Origin of the sequence: Salinisphaera hydrothermalis C41B8 (assembly GCF_000732535.1) — a bacterium.
GTDB lineage: Bacteria > Pseudomonadota > Gammaproteobacteria > Nevskiales > Salinisphaeraceae > Salinisphaera > Salinisphaera hydrothermalis.
This window is the reverse complement of the sequence record NZ_APNK01000001.1, coordinates 18,618-36,282: the sequence shown is the minus strand read 5'-3', so window position 1 is coordinate 36,282 and position 17,665 is coordinate 18,618. Positions and strand designations below refer to the sequence as shown.

The following is a 17,665-nucleotide window of genomic DNA, read 5'->3' as shown; positions in this document are numbered from 1 at the left end:
CTCTGGCGACAAGCCAACCCGCGAGAATGGCCCCGCGGGGGTCAGCCCATCACCGTGTGGAAGTCATGCTGTCTAGCGAGCTAGTTGGGCCGTGACTAGCACACTTTTAGAAACTTGGAGAAGCACTTGCCGAAAAAGCGGACCAAAAGCCTGCTAGTTCAACAGGTCAACTGCTTCCACAATTACACAGCAGGCTTTGAAGCAACGGAAATCGATCTCGTCGAGACCGCGGCAAATTTCCTTAAGTCCGGAATCGCTCGGTCTGTCTGTTTTTCCGATTTGAAGTCAGTCTATCTTGATAAAGAAGCAGAAGTCCAAGTTGAATGGATTCAGCCTCAAGGCCGTAAATGGGATTCTAGCTGGGCTATCAAGTTTAGCGAAAAGTTACCGTCTCACGTGGCCGAAGACCTCATTTTTTGTCTAGAGCTTTCGTTTCACGAAAAACGAATCGAAGGCGATGAGGCGAAGCAAATGCCACCTCATTTACGTGCCGCTTTGCCGCCATTCGTATTAGAACAAGATGACGTTGCCCTACCTATTTATCCTTGGATTAAACTCTATTCAGATGGAATAGCGACGCTCAGTTTTCAGGTCGACACGACTTGGGATAATCTCGACGAGTGCGACTTCATTCAAGATGTCGTTAATCTATTCCAACAGTATTTCGATCGGATTTGGGTCCAAGCAGAGATTCAGCGCTTGGACGCTGAACAAATTCTACCTGAGGCATATGAGGCGGAAACATCTCTTGGTGGACAGCCATTCGCTGGCCGGAGATCGAAGCGGTTGCTGAAAGATATGCGCCGCAAGAGTCGCCTGGTTCTAGAAGAGTCTCTCAGGAAGGGCGGACAATCATTCGACATCGGAGGCGAATCGTGGACACTGCACCAAATCGCCGGCTCGGATGGTCAAGATGACTGGGAATCGACGATGGATATCTGCCGCTCGCTCTACGTTAATGCGGTGGCAAGCCTTATAGCGACACCTCACAAGTCGGCGGGCCAAAATCTGCGACGAATACAGCTCTGGCAAGGCCGGCCCTCAATCTCGCTAATACGTTTCGCAGAGCAGCCAGCTACTAAAAGCGAATTGTTTGAAAGCTTCGGCCAATCGATGTCTCGAATTTTGGCGCGAGCTCCGAGCTTGCCGAAGCCTCCTCCGTTGCCAATAGATTTACGCCCTTTCGAGGATTACAGTTTTCACGGTAATCGATCGCTCCTTTTGTGGACGTGGCTGCGCCCTCCTGGCTCGCCGGATAACGCATGGAAAAATGACCTCACTAGAGCTCATTTGTTCGAGAATCAGGCCAGAGCGGAACACTTTGAGTATCATAACCTTCGAATAGCGCGAGCATGCTCGACCGCTGCCAGCCCTTCAAATGATGAGCATTTGGTTAGCGCTTACAAAGTATTGGCATCCGCGGAATCCACTCTTCATCATTCCAGCCAAGCTGGCGAAATCACTGATGCTATTGAATACTTGTTGGAGGCAGCTGGGACGTCCCGCCTCATTGCTGCGGGTAAGGAGCAGGCACGTTGGCACCTCGACGAGCGGCGATATCGAGCCGACAAAAATCGATCGCGCGTCGATCGTTGGCTAACGGCAGTTTTTGGTTTAGTAGGAACGACTGGCTTGGCGAACCTCGTGGTTCAGCCGTTTTTGAGCGACACTTATCCCGATTTGAGCGACGCAGTGACGGGGCTATGTTCTTTTCTGCTCGTCTTTGCTGTGGTTGGCTTGCTCGCGGTATTCATTTGGGTAATAAATAAATTTTCGTGGAACTAAGCATTGCCCGTCGCATGCTCGCTAAACAAATCGCTGCAGTTGGCCGGCCAAAGCGCTGGCGCGCTTCGGCCGGCACCTGAGCTCAAGCGTTAAATAATCAGCGACTGCCATTCAATAGAACCCGGGGCTCGGAACGCCGCCGCCCTGCCTAAATTGTGGTGGCGCTGTCGAAGAACCCAACGGCGCCCCAAACCCGCGAGCAACTTTTTGGTATAGGTCGACTCAGCAGCAACAGTCGCGCTCAGGCCCACCGTGCGCAGCTCGCCACAACCCGCCAAACCCCGTGACGCTTTTGTGAAATTCCGCGTCGCAATTGATGGCTTGCACCCCGAGACCCGCTCATAGACTGGAAGCGTCCAGACGACAGTGGCGGGAGCGGCCACGATCATGCGGGAAGTTTTGGGAAGCAGCCGTGGGCTGTCGCAGTTGGGGCGGGGTGTCGCATGAGTCAGTTCGACGCGCTGTTCCAGCCGTTGACGATCAAGAACGTCACGCTGCGCAATCGTATTGTCAGCACGCCGCATGGCGAGGTGTATACCGAAGGCGGTATGCCGACCGAGCGTTACCGCGCTTATCACACCGAAAAAGCGAAGGGCGGTATCGGCATGACGATGTGCGGCGGTTCGTCGTCGGTGTCGATCACTAGCCCGACGCCGGTGTGGTGGGGCGCGGTGGACGTGAGCCACGACCGGATCGTGCCGTATTTTCAGCAGCTCTCGGAATCGGTCCAGGGCGAGGGCGCCGCGCTGATGATTCAGCTCACCCACATGGGGCGGCGCACGAGCTGGCACGGCGGCGGCTGGCCGCATCTGATGTCGCCGAGCGGCATCCGCGAGCCGGTGCACAACGCGACCTGCAAGACGATCGAGGTCGAGGAAATCGAGCACATCATCGGCGAGTACGGCCAGGCCGTGCGCCGGGCGATGGAAGGCGGGCTCGACGGGGTGGAGATCTCCGCCGCGCACCAACATCTGATCGATCAGTTCTGGTCGCCCCGCACCAACAAACGCACCGATAAATATGGCGGCAGCCTGGAAAACCGCATGCGCTTCGGGCTCGAGGTGTTCGCCGAGATCCGGCGTGTGGTCGGCGACGATTATGTGGTCGGCATGCGCATGGCCGGGGATGAATTTCTGCCGGACGGGCTCGGTCAGGACGAGTTGTTGGAGATCGCGCGCGCCTATGCCGGCTCCGGCATGGTCGATTTCATCGACGTGATCGGCTCGGGCGCGGATACCCACGCGACCGTCGCCAATTGCATCCCCAACATGGCGTACCCGCCGGAGCCGTTCGTATATCTGGCCTCGGCGATCAAGGCCGAGGTGGATGTCCCGGTGATTCATGCCCAGAACATCAAGGACCCGATGTCGGCCGCGCGCATCATCGCCGAGGGCCATTGCGATCTGGTGGGCATGACGCGGGCGCATATTGCCGACCCGCACTTCGTGAACAAGGTGCGCGACGACAAGGTCGACCAGATCAAGCAGTGCGTGGGCGCGAATTACTGCATCAACCGGCAATACGACGGCCTCGATGTGCTGTGCGTACAGAACGCGGCCACCGGGCGCGAGCAGACCATGCCGCACAAGATCCCCAAGGCGCCGATCCGGCGCCGTGTGGTGGTTATCGGCGGCGGGCCGGCCGGCATGGAGGCGGCCCGGGTGTCGGCCGAACGCGGCCATGAGGTCATCCTGTTCGAAAAGAGCGACCGCCTCGGCGGCCAGGTGGAGATCGCGTCGAAAGCCCCGGCGCGCGATCAGATCGCGGGTATTACGCGCTGGTTCGTCATGGAGCTGAAGCGGCTCGGCGTGGATCTGCGACTGGGCACCGAAGCCGGTGCGGATGACGTGCTCGCGCTCGAGCCGGACGTGGTGATGGTCGCCACCGGCGGCCGGCCGTTCGTGGACGAGGTGGCGGGCTGGCATGCCGATGAAGCGCTGGTGGTGAGTTCGCACGATATTCTGTCCGGCGCGGTGGAGCCCGGCAGCAACGTGCTGGTCTACGACGTGAACAGCGGCTATGCCGGCGTGAGCTGCGCGGATTTTCTGGCCAATCGCGAAGCGCTGGTCGAGATCGCCACGCCCGATCTGGCCGTGGGCGAGCAGACCGGCGGGACCACCCAGCCGGTCTACAACAAGCGGCTGTTGTCCCGCGACGTCGTGTTCACGCCGAACACCGGGTTGAAGGAGGTCTACCGCGAGGGCGAACAGCTGGTGGCGGTGCTGGCCAACGAGTACAGCGGCGAGGAAGAAGAGCGCCTGGTCGATCAGATCGTGGTCGAGAACGGCGTGCGCCCGCGCGAGGATCTGTATTACGCGCTCAAGGACGGGGCCCTGAACAAGGGCCAGACCGACATGGAAGCGCTGTTCGCCGCCACGCCCCAGCCGGCGTTGAACCTGTTGGAGGACGGTGGCGGTTATCTGTTGTATCGCGTGGGGGACTGCGTCTCGCCACGGGATATCCACGGCGCCATCTACGATTCGCTGCGCCTGGCGAAGGATTTCTGACGATGGCGGATCTGCCCGGCTGGATGGTACTCGCGGGCCTGGCGGGGCTTGGCGCCGGCGTGGCCTGGCGGGCGTCGCGCTGGTCGGCCGGCCGGGCCGCGCCGATACGCTGGTCCGGGCTGGCGCAGGTGCCGCGGCGTTATCTGGTGGACGTGCATCACGTCGTCTCGCGCTCGCCGCTGACCACGGATCGGCGCGACGACACGGGTGAGCGTGTAGCGCGCATGCATGTGCTGACGGCCGGCGGCTTCGTCGCGGCTACGCTGTTCGTGCTACTGCGTCATCTGTTCGGTATCGGGGGCTGGGTCACGGCCTGGCTGATTCTGGCCTCGCTGGCTGCGATGGCGGTTGGCACGACCATCGAATGGCAGCGGCGCCGGCCGAGCCGGCCGGCCCGGTTGTCCGGCGGCGGGTTCGATCGGCTGCCCTGGTCGCTGGCTGCGTTCGTGGTGTTCTTTGGCGTGGCGAGCTTGCCGGCGGCCGGCATCACGCCGCCGATCGCCTGGGCCTCGCCATTGGCCTGGCCGCTGATCGCCATCGGCGTGTGGGCGTGCGCGGAGCTTTATGTCGGCATGGCGTTGGGGCCGATGAAGCATGCCGTCAACGGCGTGTTGCATCTGGCGTTCCATCCGCGGCCGGCGCGTTTCGAGCCCGGAGCGCGGGATACGGCGCTGGCGCCGGCCAATCTCGAGGCCGACAAGATCGGCGTGGAAACCGTCGCCGATTTCGATTGGAACCGGCTGCTGGGCTTCGATGCCTGCGTGCAGTGCGGGCGGTGCGAAGCGGCCTGCCCGGCGTTCGAGGCCGGTCTGCCACTGAACCCGAAAGCGTTGATCCAGGATCTCGTCGTGACCCAGGTCGGCCCAGGCGCGACCGGCGCGTATCGCGGCAACGGCCATCCGGATCGCGACAACCGGCCGCACGGCCGCGGCCAGGCCTTGATCGACGCCGAGGCCGGCATTCATCCGGATACGCTCTGGGCCTGTACGACCTGTCGGGCCTGTGTTGCCGAATGCCCGATGATGATCGAGCACGTCGATGCCGTCATCGACATGCGGCGCTTCCAGACGCTGGAAGCCGGTGCCACACCGAGCAAGGGCGCGGCGACGCTCGATGCGCTGCGCGAAGCCGACAACATGAGCGGCAAGCCGGCTGCCGCGCGCGCCGACTGGGCCGTGGATCTCAAGATTCCGCTGCTGGCCGAGCGCGGCCGCTGCGACGTGCTGCTATGGATGGGCGAGGGCGCCTTCGAGCGCCGCAACCAGCGCACGCTGCGTAGCCTCGTCCAGCTGCTGCGCAAGGCCGGGGTGGATTTCGCCATCCTCGGCGCGGAAGAAGCCGATTGTGGCGATCTGGCCCGGCGGCTGGGTGACGACGCCACGTTCCAGCGGCTGGCGCGGGCCAATATCGCCACGCTCGATCGCTACGAGTTCAACGAAATCGTGACCGCCGATCCGCATGTGCTGCAGGCGATTGGCCGCGAATATCCGGCGCTGGGCGGGCATTACAAGGTGCGCCACCACACCACCTATCTTTCGCGCCTCGTCGTCGAGGGTCGCTTGCCGGCCGCGGCCGGGGAAGCCATGGCGCTGACCTATCACGACCCCTGTTATCTCGGCCGTTACAACGGCGAGACCGAGGCCCCGCGCCGCCTGCTGGAACACATCGGCCAGAGCGTGACCGAGATGCACAAGTCCGGCGAACGCTCGAGTTGTTGCGGCTCCGGTGGCGGTCTGGCGGTTACCGATATCCCGGGCCGGCGCCGCATCGCGGATGTGCGTATGGAACACGTCGCCGCGACCGGGGCCGAGACCGTGGCGGTTGCCTGCCCGCATTGCGCAACCATGCTCGAAGGCGTGGTCGCGCCGCGGGCTGACGTGGTGGATATCGCCGAGCTGCTGGCGGATGCCGTAGCGGCGGCCGAGCCGAGCGAGGAGGCCTGGCGTGAGAGTGCGTAGACGTGCCCGCCGGCCGTTTCAGGCCGCGACCGGCCGGGGCCGGCGACGGCGCGACCCGCGCGCCGAGCGGAATATGGCCGCCGAAGCGATGGCGCCCGCGGAATCGTTCGGGCCGAGCGGGCGGCGCCGACGCGACCCCCGCCGTATTCGTCGGGCCGGGGTGATTTCGGCAGCCGGGCGGCTGCGCATCGATCGGTCCGGCCGCTCGATCGACACCGGCCGTTCCGCCGGTACGGCGCGGCCGGCGGCATCCGCTGGGCCTGAGCTCATGCGGATTGACGCGCCAGCGTTCTGGATTTTCGTGGTGCCGGATTACGAAGGTGGCCGATTGTCGTCGCACGATCGCGATGTGTTCGGCGCCGCGCGGCGGTTGGCCGATCGCGATGGCGGTGCCGTCGTGGCCGTGGTATTCGAGACAGGCGAGGATCTAGGTGTGGCCGGCGCCGATCGCGTGATCCGTTTCGATGATGAGCACTATGCCGGCTATGCACCGGAGGCCCGCACGGCGGCGCTCGAGGCCGTACGCCAGCAGCTGGCGCCGCGCCATGTGCTGTTGCCGGATACGACGGTGGCCGGCGGCGATCTCGGTCGGCGTCTGGCGGCGGGGCTGGGCGAGGCGCCGGCGACCCGCGTTCATCGCCTGCGGCCCGACGAGGCCGTGGCGCGCGGCGACGGCGAGCGCTCCGATTATTCGCGCCGGCCGCCGCAGATCGTGCTGTTGGCGCCCGAGTGCGACGAGCCGGTGTCCGACGCGTACTGCTACGAAGCCCGCCCGATCGACGCGCCCGAAGTGGCCGAGGTAACGCCCGGCGTCCACGACCAGGGGCTGTTGCCGGTCGACCCCGGCGCGGTGCCCCTGGCGGAAGCGGATTTCGTGGTCAGCGCCGGCAACGGCGTGACCGATTGGGACGCCTTTCACGCGCTCGCCAAGGCGCTGGGGGCGGCCGAGGGCGGTTCGCGCGTGGTCTGCGATGCGGGCTCTTTGCCACGCGAGCGCCAGGTGGGGGCGTCCGGCACGTTGATCGAGGCGCGTTGTTATCTGGCGTTCGGCATCTCCGGCGCGCCGCAGCATCTGCAGGGCATCGCGCGCTGCGAGAAAGTCGTGGCCGTGAATACCGATCTGCATGCCGAGATGGTCAAGCGGAGCGATCTATCCGCGATCAAGGATGCACAGCAAGTGATGCCGGCATTGACCCGACTGATCGAGGCCGAAGCTCGTGAAACCTGATATCACGGTGCTCTGTTCGCTCGGCCGGCACCCGGCCTCCGATCGGCCGCGCGCTGCCGTTGCTGATGCGCGCGCGCTGGCATTCGCGCTGGGCGTCGGCGGCGAAGTGCGGGCGGTCCATGCCGGCAATCCGGAATCGCCGGGACTGCGTAATTATCTGGGCCAGACCGCGGCGCGTCGGTCGCTCGACGCGCTCGATGTGATCGAGGTGCCGGCCGGGCGCGATATCCGCCCCGCGCTGATCGAGTATCTGCGGGTTCGCAATCCGGACGTGATTCTCGCCGGCGTGCGGGCCGAGGACGGCGAGGGCAGCGGTTCGCTGCCGTATGATCTGGCCGCCGCGCTCGGCTATGCGATGGTGCCGACCATCGATGCGTTGTCGATGCCGGGCGCTGGACGCGTCGAGTTGCAGCAGGTGCTGCCGCGCGGCCGGCGCCGGGCGCTGGACGCGGGATTGCCGTTGCTGGCCACCATCGATGCCGGTTCTGCCCCGCGGCCGGTATTTGCCGAGGCGCGGGCCCGTCGCGGGCAGATTCGGACGATCACGCCGTCCGTGCTGTGCCCGGAAATCGATCCACCGGAGATTCGCCCGGCGCGAGCTCGGCCCAAGCGAATTGCCGTGTCTCGGGGCGGCAGCGCGGCCGATCGGTTGCGCGCCGCCAGCGAAACCCAGGCCGGGCAAGGCCAGCTCATGATCGATCCGGACGCCGAGGACGCGGCGCGCGCGATCGCCGATTATCTGCGGGCCGAAGGTTTGTTGCGTCAGCGTTGAGGCGCCGGCGTCACGTGGCGGGCTATAACTTCGGATCGTGGCCGGGCGTGCTTTGGGTCGTCGGGACGGTCGTCGGGGCCAGCGCCGTCAGCCGGATCTGTGTGGCCTGGCGTCTGCGTTCCTGGCTCGGCGGCATGTCGTAATAGTCGTGATAGCACTTGCTGAAATGCGGCGACGACGAGAAGCCGCAGGCCAGGGCGACATCCAGGATCGACATCGACGTCTGCAGGAGAAATTCCCGCGCCCGTTTGAGGCGTAACTCCAGGTAATAACGCGTGGGCGAGCGATCCAGGTGGGCGCGGAACAAGCGCTCGAGCTGGCGCCGGGAAATATTGACGTAGTGGGCCAGCTCGCTGAGCGTCAACGGCTCCTCGATATTCGCTTCCATCAGGGCTACGGCTTCCAATAGCTTGGGTTGGCCGGGGCCGACCCGGGCACGCAACGGTACGCGCTGGGAATCGCCGACCCCGCGAATACGATCGTGGATGAATTCCTCGGACACCGAGGCGGCCAGTTCGCTACCACATTGTTCCTTGATGATATTGAGCATCAGATCCAGGGGCGCCACGCCGCCGGAGCAGGTGTAGCGGTCGCGGTCGATGACGAACAGCTTGGAAGAGAACAGCGTGTTCGGGAATTCGGTTTCTTCGTTGATGCTGGAAATATGCTCCCAGTGCACGGTGCAGCGGTAGCCGTCGAGCACACCGGCACGGGCGAGAATATAAGGCCCGGTGCACAACCCGCCGAGTGGGACGTGGCGTCGAGCCAGATGTTGCAGCCAGTTGATCAGACGTCGGTCGCAGGCTTGCTTGACCCGGACGCCGGCGCACACGAACACCATGTCGAACTCGTCGTCGCAATCGAAGACACGGGCCGGCGAGGTGCTCAAGCCGTTGCTGGCTTCCGCCGGCTGCCCGTCCGCGGTCAGCAGTTGCCATTCGTAGAGCTGCCGTTCGGTCAGCTGGTTGGCCATCCGCAGTGGCTCGATGGCGCAGAACGACGAGATCGCCGAATACCCGGGAACCTGGATAAATCCGATCCGGCAGGGCCGTCCCGTCTGATAAGGGCTGGATTTCATAGCGAGCCACTCGTCCGATTGTCACGGAGTGGTGTGAAGCCCGGAGTATAGCAACGCAAATTTCATAAAAAGCAATGCAGTTTCATTTTCTTGGGCCTGACGTACGATGATGTCGCACATAGGAATAAGTAAGTCGCCTGGGCGATAATTGCGTAGTGCAACTAAAGCTAATCGACTAGGCAGGACCCTGTCGAACGTGGTGTCGCGGGGTCTGCCATTCCCCGGACACAGCGCGAACCACGGGCCCGAGCATTCGATGATCAGCGACTCCACGCGCCACTGGATAAGAGCTTTTAATCCGCCCGCACGGTCTATGCCAGTAACGAGTTCGGCGCTGGAAAAATGCTGCATGAGACCCGCGCGATAGGGCATGTGATTTGAACTGAGCGTTGGCGAACGGCCGCGCGCTGGAGGGTGGCGTCGGCCGTGGAGACGCCCGCGGCGGGATGATTGCTCGGCGATGGCCGCGCACTGCTGCGAACTTGCGCCCCGCTTTGCCGGCCAGCACAAACCTGGCGTCGGCGCGGAGGTGGCTGGCCATGACCATCGCCCGCGTTGCTAGGGCGTGCCGCCGAGTGTCCATCCGCGGGCTGAATCTCGCGATCGGATGCAGTCGCGCTACTTTTTATATTTAAGTGTTGGGCTAGATGGTTGCGAGCAAGGCATCGAACAATTCGAGTTTCGCCTTGCGAACGAGTCGGCGAAGCCGCCGGCCGTATGGCTATATTTGCGATACCGCAGGTCGGATGCACGGCCCGCACTCGAGATCGAGCCCGCTGACGACCGGTATCACGGGCGCGGCGAGAAGGTGTCGAACACAGCTTTAAGCCTGCACTGGGGCCGAGCGTATGGCGGTTGGGGAGAGGGCCCTGCCAAGCGTGACGGTATGTCGGAACCAGGGTGCGCCTGGATCCGGCCGGAGACTACCTGCCGCGCTCGGCAAACAGCGCCGCGAGTTCTCCGTCGTAGGGTGTCTCGTGGATATCGGTACCGCGTTCGATCTGCGACGGCGAGCACTCGAACAGACGCCGGAACTGGCGCGTGAAATGCGCGTTGTCGGCGAAGCCGCATTCTGCGCTGATCTCGGTGATCGAGCGCGAAGTGTGACGCAGCAGCCACAGGCCGTAACGCAGCCGGAGATCGCGCGAGAACGTGCTTGGGCTCATGCCCAGTTCCTGCATGAAGCCTCGTTCGAGCTGGCGGCGCGAGATATCCAGCATATTGGCGAGCGCGGATGTGCTGGGCGGATCGTTGAGATGCTGCTCGATCAAGCGGATGGCGCGGCGTATGCGGTTGTCGGTGACGCGGTCGAACGAGGCCGGTTGCGGCTGGGCGGCGTTGCCGCGCCGGGCGCTGTCGATCTGCATGATGTGCAGGCTTTTCTGGGCCCAGGCGCGCCCGATATGACGTTCCACGATCCAGGCCGCGAGATCCGCAGCCGCCATGCCGCCGGAGCAGGTGATGCGATCGCCGTCGACCACGAACAGACGATCCGCCACCGGCACCACGTCGGGATAGCGCTGGGTGAGATCGCCGTGGTGATACCAGCTCACACAGCAGCGTCGCCCCTTCATCAGGCCGGCCTGGATCAGTGCGAACGGGCCGGTGCATAGGCCGATCAACGGCACGCGCCGGGCGGCGGCCTCGCGCAGATATTCGACGGTGCGTGCATCGGCGGCCGGCCGGTCGTCGAGCAGGCCGCCGCAGACCACGATGTAGTCGAAATTCTCGGGCGGGCTGTCGCGATAGGTGTCGCAGGGGCCTATGGTTGCGCCGTTGCTGGCCTGCACCGGTTGCCCGTCGGCCGAGAGAAAACGCCAGCGGCAGCGTATGGGACGGCTTGCGTCGCCCTCGTCGGCGGCCAGCCGCAGGCAGTCCACGAAAGCCGCGAACGGCAGCATCGTGAAGCGTGGCTGCAACATAAAGCCCACGGACAGCCGCGCTCGGGGCGCATTGACTGGCGTTGTGCCCATCCGGGTCGCGCTCACGTCAGCGACCGCCCGTCGCGGTCGTTGGCCAACGGCGCCTGATGACAGCCGGGCGATTCATGCGAGCCTCCGGTTCGGAGCGATCGTGATCGATATCCCTGCATCATGCCGCCCGCGAACCGGGCTGGCAATCGAGCGCCGACCGGCCGGATTCTGCTGCCGGCCGGCGCGAACGCCCTTGCGATGGGACGGCCCGTGGGGGATCAGTATGCGGGGCTTTGGGCCGGGGCGGCTTGTGTTTGATCGGCGTGCTCGATGTCCAACCACCAGGTCATGACGAAGGAAGCGCCGTAGAGTGCAACGAAGGCCCACACCACACCGACGTTACCGGCCCAGGGCTGGACGATGGCCACCACGGCCGTGCCGAGGAAGGTCGCGCCGCCGGCCGCCGTTGTGTACATCGCCATGGCCGCGCCCTTGTGGTCGGGCGTGAGCGCGGGAAGGATTGCGCCCAGTGGCACGAAGCCGGCCAGCAGAATGCCGAATACCATGCCGCTGATCACCGACACCACATAGCCCCAGTCCGAGCCGGCGGGCACCAGGTGCGGGATATACCACCAGGCCAGCAGACCCAGCGCGGAGCCGACCACGCCGAACCAGCGTACGGTGCGCACCCAGCCCCAGCGATCGCCGATGGCGCCAAACACGGCGTTGAGCAGGATGTTGCCGGCATAGATGCAGGTCGTCATCAGCAGCCACCGCGACTGGCCCCAACCGAGGTTCTGGGCGATCACCGTGGGCATGATCACGAACATGCCGAATTCCGGCGCGGTATTGATCAGGCGTACCAGAAAGCCCATCAGCACGCGCGGCTCGCGCCAGGTCAGCCGCAGGCCGGACGACAGCACCTCGCCGGCGCTCTCGTCGGGCGGGGCGAGGCGCCGCGAGCCGGACGGGTCGCGGACCCCGAACCACACGATCAGAAAGCCGAGCGTGACCAGCCCGATCGACGCCCACATGGTCAGGGTCTCGCCAAGCGCGCCGCCGCCGAACAGTGGAATACTGCCGGCGGCGAACAGCGAGCCCAGCGTTGGCAGGCCGCCGGTGAACATCACATAGAACCAGCCGACAGCCGTGCCGTTGCGCTCCCGCGGCACGACCGCGTTGATCCACACCAGGAACGCGAACGCGAACAAGGGGAAGCCGAAGCCCCGCAGGAAATATGTCGCGAACACCAGCGCGGTCGAGCCGGTGCGTAGCGCCAGCAGGAAGGCGACCTGAAACACGGCCCAGATCAGAAAGCCCCACAGCATGACGCGGCGCGGCCCGAACAGGTCGGCCAGCGCGCCGGAAAGATAAGACGCGATCAGCACCGCCAGGCTATACATGGCGATGATGGTCGGCACGAGATCCGCGCCGGAGCCGGACAACGCATGCTGCATATGCGGCGCGATGAAATTCGAGGCCGTGCCGTTGCCGGTCATGAAAACCAGTACGCCGAGAAAGCCCCAGCGTATGGAATGCGGCATGCCCATTCGGTCGAAGCGCGATTCGGGCGGATTCGTCGTAGAACTCACGACAACCTCCTGATATTAAAGCGTGAAATATTGCTCGTGCGGCGTAAAACGTTTCATGCGTCAGTCGGAGGGGATATTCGCCGTTCGTCGTAGAACGCTGTGCCGCGCCCGGCGCGCAATCGGATCGGCGGCGGGACGTTCTCCATGACCGAGCGCGATAGGCGTCAAAATCGTACTGAACGCGCGTTCGTGATGACGCAGGCCGTGAGCAGGCGTTAAGTGTGGCCAGGCGCTAGTTGTTTGGTCCCGCTGTATGATGGTTCAACGTTAACGCCAGAGTTCAAAGCGATCTTATGGGCCAAATACTTCACGGACGCGCCACGACCACGCACGCCACGCGAGCAGCAATACAGCGATCGACAGCTTCGGCCTCGCAGCTCGCACGGCAATACGGCATCAACGTGAAAACCGTGCTCAAATGGCGCCACAGGGCGCAGGTCGAGGATCGCCCGATGGGGCCGAAGCAGCCCCGCTCGACCTCGTTGTCGCACGAGGAAGAAGCCGCCTGCCTGATCTTTCGTCGACACACCCAACTGCCGCTGGACGATTGTCTGTATGCCCTGCAAGACAGCATTCCGCATCTAAGCCGTTCCAGTCTGCATCGGCTGTTTCAGCGCCACGGCATCTCGCGCCTGCCCGAGCCCGACGCCGGCACGCGGCCCAAAAAGTCGTTCAAGGCCTATCCCATCGGCTATGTGCACATTGACATTGCCGAGGTCCGCACCGAACAAGGCCGGCATCATCTGTTTGTGGCCATCGATCGCACGTCGAAGTTCGTCGTCGCGCGCCTTGAGTCCCAGGCCAATCGTCGGACAGCCGCCGCTTTTCTGGAGCATGTGATCGATGTATTGACGTATCGCATCCATACGGTGTTAACGGACAACGGCATTCAATTCACCGACTCGGCGCGTTATCGCGATCCGAACACGCCGCTGAATCGTCGCTCACGCTTCGATCAGCGCTGTGGGGCGCATGGCATCGAGCACCGGTTGACCCGACCGAATCATCCGTGGACCAACGGCCAGGTCGAGCGCATGAATCGGACGCTCAAGGCCGCCACCATCAAACGTTATCACTATGCCGATCTCGAACAACTGCAGGGCCACTTACAGACGTTTCTGGCCGCTTACAATTACGCCAAAAAACTCAAAACCTTGAAAGGGAAAACCCCGGTCGAGTTCATCACCGCCGAGTGGGCGCGAGATCCCCAGCCATTCTTTTATCCGCCAAACCAGTTGTTGGCGGGACTGGACAGCTAGGGCCGCATCGAGCGGCCGATGAGTCGGCCAATCTGGTGTTGCCACCGCGTTTCTGGATGGGACGGGGCATGGACCTGCCCCAGCGAGTGCCGGAACGTCTGACTTGAGCGCGCCACGCGACGTTGTGGCCTCCCGACCGTCGATAAATTTTACGATGGTTTGTGCTGGCCGCCCGCTGCCGGAATGTCTTCGAGCCCTCGATCCGCCTACGATCTATTTCTCTTGTTGATTGAGGATCGCACCCACTAATACAAAAATTTCCGGCGCGACGAACAACTATTTAAATCGACAGCATTATCCCCGATGCATTTTGCCTCAGGCGGCGCGAATCGGAAATTGGGCTCGATCGCGACGGTTTAATTCATGCGCTGGATAAGCCTTATGGCGCATGTCGAAAAATCATGCACTGGGCGATTTCTACGTGCTTAGTTTCATGAAATTGTCTTTATTTCAATAAATTGTGGTTTGGCCTGAACTTTGCTCCATGTACGTCGCAGTACGAGTGCACTGCCTGGCGTATTGGAACCTCGCCCGTTCCGCTTCGTTTCGACAACCGTGTAGGTGGGGCCATGAAAAAACTATGGATGACTTTTGCACTGGCTCTGGCGGGCAGTTTCTGCCTGCCGGCTTATGCCAGCACAATCAATATCGATCTCAATTCGGTCTATACCGGCGCAACACCGACCGGGCCGATGCCGTGGTTGCAAGCGGAGTTCGCTTACAACCTGGGCGACACGTCCGGCACCCTGACACTCACCTCGAAGCTCAGCGGCAGTGACTTCGTTCAGGGGGGCAAGAACGTGAAAGCCGCGACGGGCTGGGCGTTCTATCTCGATCCCCTGCTGCAGTCGGCAACGTGTACAGGGGGAACGAACTGCGCCGACCACGCGTTCATTCAAAATTATTTGAACTCGGGACCGACTGGGCTCGGGGACTATAATCTTGGCTTCACCTGGTCGAAGAATGGCCCGGGCGGCCGGTTCGTCGCGGGTGACACGGCGATCTACACGCTGATGTTTGCTGACCCGTTGTCGGCGTCACCGTTCGTTGCCAACGGGGCGGGATTCCTCTCCGCTGCGCATATTCAGGGCATCACTGGTGACGCCGGCGACAGCAGCGCCTGGATCACGGACGGCGGTTCGACCCCGAACGACGTGCCCGAGCCGTCACAGCTCAGTGTTTTGCTGGTCGGGCTGTTGGCTCTCTCGCTGATGCTTTACGCCCGTCGCCGCGCAGCCGTGGAGCCGCGCGTCTAGAGTGACCGACCGCGCCGCCCGGCGGAGCGGTCAAGACCCAAGCCGCGGGTGCGATGCCCGCGGCTTTTCTTGTCGGCGCGCAGTGCTGGATTGTGGTGAACACGGCCATGTATTGTATTGCGGCCCGGCCGCGGGATACGGCCGTCCCCGATCGTTATCATCGCGGCCCCGATGAACAATCTAATCGAGATGCCACACCTAGTTGCCGTGCGCGCGTTTATCTTTGCTCCCGCCCCGCATCTGGCGTGCTTCATAGATTTGCCATGACAACAGAATCGGGATGCCCATCACGATTTCGCGTCCGCGTTTGATCAGGGACAGGGCCAGAGCGGCGTCGTTCGACAGCCCGAGCATTTGCCCGAATACCATCAGCCCCGCTTCCTGCACGCCCAGGCCGCCGGGCACCAAAAAAGCCAGGTTACGGATGGTGAGCGTGACCGATTCCAGAATGACGGCCGTCTCCACGCTCACCGGGTGGCCGAGCAGATGCAGCGCGAGCCAGACCTCGAAGCTGCCGCTGACCATGCCGGCGAATTGCCATAACGTGGCGCGCACCAGCCGCCACCGGCGCGCAATCAGCGCCTCGATCTCCTGATCGAGCGTGGCGCCGCCGCTGAGCAGCTGGGTGAGACGGTTGCGGCCGCCCAGCGTGCGCTCGGCGAAACGCTCCAGCCGCTGGAAAATACGGGCGTTGTCGAGCAACAGCAGCACGATGATCGGCGCCGGGCAGGTTAGGGCGATGCCGATGAGCACTTCGGTGGTGGTTTCACTCGACTGGGTGAGAATAATCAGCAGCGCCACGCCGACCGCGGTGAACAGATACTGGCTGAGCAACGAAACCAGAACCTCGATTACGACGCTCGCCGTGGCAGCCGCGCCGTCCACGCCGCGCAGGATCAGCAAACGGATACCCGCGATTTCGCCGCCGACGCTGGCCACGGGCAGGAGCCGGCTGACGCCCTCGCGTACCAGGGCGATCCACGTCAGCGCGCCGAGGCCGGCGCGACCGTCGTCGTCGCGGCGGGCGATGAGCACGCGCCAGCCCACCGCATCGAGCCCGATCGGCACGAGGTGGTACGGCACGAGCCAGAGCAGACTCCAGCCGCCCGCGGCGAGCGCGCCCAGGACCGCGCGATAGCCGGTATGGGCGATGAGCGCAATGAGGAACAGCCCACCGACCAGGGCCACGGCATAAGCAAGACGGCTCAAGCGGACCTCGGCACAGTTGAAAGGTTGAAGTGGGCGGCAGTGGTGACCATCAGGCGCGTCTCAGGGCTAGGGCAGAGCCGGGAATATTTCGGCGCGGAATGGCGAGAGACTAACGGCCCAGACGGTGGCGTCAACGGCTATTCCGCCCCGCACGCCGGAATACGGTGTCGCAGTGGCCTCAGAGCGTGTTGCGGGCGGCGTCGTTCGCGGTGGCGCGATCGGCCAGATCGGCGAACCGGATCGGTTGGAGGCCGGCTTTTTGCAACGCCTCGATCACGCGCGGGCTGACCAGCGCGTCGTATTCGCCGGTGTGATCGTAGTCGGCCATGGCGGCGTTCAGATGGTTGCGGCAGGCCGGATGGCCGTAGATTTCGGCGACGGGCCCGGTACGGGCCGCCTCGATGGCCGCGAGTACCCGCGATTCGGTCATGTGGCCGGTCGCACGCAGGCCGAGCAGGCGATCGTTCGACACCACGCCTGCAGCCCTGATCCGACGGCGCATTCCGCGTAACCAGGGGGTCATGAGTGCGGCCTCGAATAGAGCGCGCCTGTCTCCCGACGCCGCCTGGCTGGCATCGCCGCGCGGCTCGGACGGCCAGCGCATGGCGCGCAGGCCGTAATCACGGCCGATCTTCAGCGCCAGCGACAGAATCGTCGGGTGCACATGGAAATGCTTGTGGGCATTCACATGGTCGAGCGGCAGGCCGGTTGCGACGAAGGCCTCGTATTGTGCCCGGATTTCGGCGGCCAACTGGCGCCGGACTCGCGGACGAAAGAAAAACCGAGCGCCCGCGCTGGCCATTCCTTCACGGAAACGGCCCGTGGCATCCACCAGATCCGGGATATCGGAACGCGGCAGCACGGCCTGGCCGTCGGTCAGCACCAGATGCAGACCGACGCCCAGCGTCGGGCGTGCACGCGCGATATCCGCGGCCTCGGCCGCGGCACCAGCGCCCACCATGAGGCTTGCCGCGCTCAGAATGCCTCGGTCGTGGGCCTGGGCGACCGCCTCGTTGACCGCCGGGTCGAGCCCGAAGTCGTCGGCCGTGACGATCACGCACGCGGGGGCGTCGCTCATCAAGACCGAGCTCCGCCCCGCTTCGTGCCG

13 protein-coding genes are annotated in these 17,665 nt (G+C 63.9%); 7 read left to right on the top strand and 6 right to left on the bottom strand.

Features of this window, described 5'->3' with window-relative positions:
* Nucleotides 1-126: 126 nt before the first annotated feature.
* The 5 genes from C41B8_RS20315 to C41B8_RS00130 all read left to right on the top strand — a co-directional run bounded on the left by C41B8_RS20315 (nt 127) and on the right by C41B8_RS00130 (nt 8,250).
* Nucleotides 127-1,785, top strand: coding sequence for a hypothetical protein (locus tag C41B8_RS20315; RefSeq protein WP_156962350.1), 1,659 nt, complete (start codon nt 127-129; stop codon nt 1,783-1,785).
* A gap of 443 nt (nt 1,786-2,228) precedes the next feature.
* On the top strand, nt 2,229-4,292 hold the full coding sequence (locus C41B8_RS00145) for an oxidoreductase (RefSeq protein ID WP_037332597.1): 2,064 nt from the start codon (nt 2,229-2,231) through the stop codon (nt 4,290-4,292).
* A 2-nt stretch (nt 4,293-4,294) separates the two neighbouring features.
* Nucleotides 4,295-6,250: a DUF3483 domain-containing protein gene (locus C41B8_RS00140; RefSeq protein WP_037332594.1), complete on the top strand. Its 1,956-nt coding sequence runs from the start codon at nt 4,295-4,297 to the stop codon at nt 6,248-6,250.
* A gap of 73 nt (nt 6,251-6,323) precedes the next feature.
* Nucleotides 6,324-7,478: an electron transfer flavoprotein subunit alpha/FixB family protein gene (locus C41B8_RS00135; protein ID WP_051882684.1), complete on the top strand. Its 1,155-nt coding sequence runs from the start codon at nt 6,324-6,326 to the stop codon at nt 7,476-7,478.
* Nucleotides 7,468-8,250, top strand: a complete 783-nt coding sequence (locus tag C41B8_RS00130; protein ID WP_037332590.1) for a hypothetical protein — start codon at nt 7,468-7,470, stop codon at nt 8,248-8,250. The genes C41B8_RS00135 and C41B8_RS00130 overlap by 11 nt, the downstream gene beginning before the upstream one ends.
* A 22-nt stretch (nt 8,251-8,272) precedes the next feature.
* On the opposite strand, the gene C41B8_RS00125 is transcribed toward C41B8_RS00130, so the two are convergent.
* From C41B8_RS00125 to C41B8_RS00115, 4 genes are all read right to left on the bottom strand, one after another.
* The gene (locus C41B8_RS00125) at nt 8,273-9,328 is read right to left on the bottom strand and encodes a GlxA family transcriptional regulator (protein WP_051882544.1); all 1,056 of its coding nucleotides are present in this window, start codon (nt 9,326-9,328) and stop codon (nt 8,273-8,275) included.
* 21 nt (nt 9,329-9,349) lie between these two features.
* Nucleotides 9,350-9,679, bottom strand: a complete 330-nt coding sequence (locus C41B8_RS20310) for a hypothetical protein (protein ID WP_156962349.1) — start codon at nt 9,677-9,679, stop codon at nt 9,350-9,352.
* Between the two features lie 572 nt (nt 9,680-10,251).
* On the bottom strand, nt 10,252-11,250 hold the full coding sequence (locus C41B8_RS00120; protein ID WP_198024975.1) for a GlxA family transcriptional regulator: 999 nt from the start codon (nt 11,248-11,250) through the stop codon (nt 10,252-10,254).
* 269 nt (nt 11,251-11,519) lie between these two features.
* Nucleotides 11,520-12,833: an MFS transporter gene (locus tag C41B8_RS00115; RefSeq protein WP_037332588.1), complete on the bottom strand. Its 1,314-nt coding sequence runs from the start codon at nt 12,831-12,833 to the stop codon at nt 11,520-11,522.
* A gap of 293 nt (nt 12,834-13,126) precedes the next feature.
* Here C41B8_RS00115 and C41B8_RS00110 point away from each other — a divergent pair, with 293 nt between their 5' ends.
* Nucleotides 13,127-14,092, top strand: a complete 966-nt coding sequence (locus C41B8_RS00110; protein WP_037332587.1) for an IS481 family transposase — start codon at nt 13,127-13,129, stop codon at nt 14,090-14,092.
* 569 nt (nt 14,093-14,661) lie between these two features.
* The gene (locus tag C41B8_RS00105) at nt 14,662-15,348 is read left to right on the top strand and encodes a PEP-CTERM domain protein (RefSeq protein ID WP_037332586.1); all 687 of its coding nucleotides are present in this window, start codon (nt 14,662-14,664) and stop codon (nt 15,346-15,348) included.
* Between the two features lie 198 nt (nt 15,349-15,546).
* Here the strand turns inward: C41B8_RS00105 and C41B8_RS00100 are convergent, their stop codons facing one another.
* Together C41B8_RS00100 and hpnK are read right to left on the bottom strand one after the other, a co-directional pair.
* Nucleotides 15,547-16,557, bottom strand: a complete 1,011-nt coding sequence (locus C41B8_RS00100) for a lysylphosphatidylglycerol synthase domain-containing protein (RefSeq protein WP_037332585.1) — start codon at nt 16,555-16,557, stop codon at nt 15,547-15,549.
* Nucleotides 16,558-16,735: 178 nt separating this feature from the next.
* The gene (hpnK, locus tag C41B8_RS00095; protein WP_037332584.1) at nt 16,736-17,635 is read right to left on the bottom strand and encodes a hopanoid biosynthesis-associated protein HpnK; all 900 of its coding nucleotides are present in this window, start codon (nt 17,633-17,635) and stop codon (nt 16,736-16,738) included.
* Nucleotides 17,636-17,665: the final 30 nt, after the last annotated feature.

Bases quoted from the DNA above. Each gene is read 5' to 3' on its own strand.
- C41B8_RS00145 (WP_037332597.1), top strand. From the start codon at position 2,229: ATGAGTCAGTTCGACGCGCTGTTCCAGCCGTTGACGATCAAGAACGTC.
- C41B8_RS00125 (WP_051882544.1), bottom strand. From the start codon at position 9,328: ATGAAATCCAGCCCTTATCAGACGGGACGGCCCTGCCGGATCGGATTT.
- C41B8_RS00120 (WP_198024975.1), bottom strand. From the start codon at position 11,250: ATGTTGCAGCCACGCTTCACGATGCTGCCGTTCGCGGCTTTCGTGGAC.
- hpnK (WP_037332584.1), bottom strand. From the start codon at position 17,635: ATGAGCGACGCCCCCGCGTGCGTGATCGTCACGGCCGACGACTTCGGG.
- C41B8_RS00110 (WP_037332587.1), top strand. From the start codon at position 13,127: ATGGGCCAAATACTTCACGGACGCGCCACGACCACGCACGCCACGCGA.
- C41B8_RS00105 (WP_037332586.1), top strand. From the start codon at position 14,662: ATGAAAAAACTATGGATGACTTTTGCACTGGCTCTGGCGGGCAGTTTC.
- C41B8_RS20310 (WP_156962349.1), bottom strand. From the start codon at position 9,679: ATGCAGCATTTTTCCAGCGCCGAACTCGTTACTGGCATAGACCGTGCG.
- C41B8_RS00135 (WP_051882684.1), top strand. From the start codon at position 6,324: ATGGCCGCCGAAGCGATGGCGCCCGCGGAATCGTTCGGGCCGAGCGGG.
- C41B8_RS00140 (WP_037332594.1), top strand. From the start codon at position 4,295: ATGGCGGATCTGCCCGGCTGGATGGTACTCGCGGGCCTGGCGGGGCTT.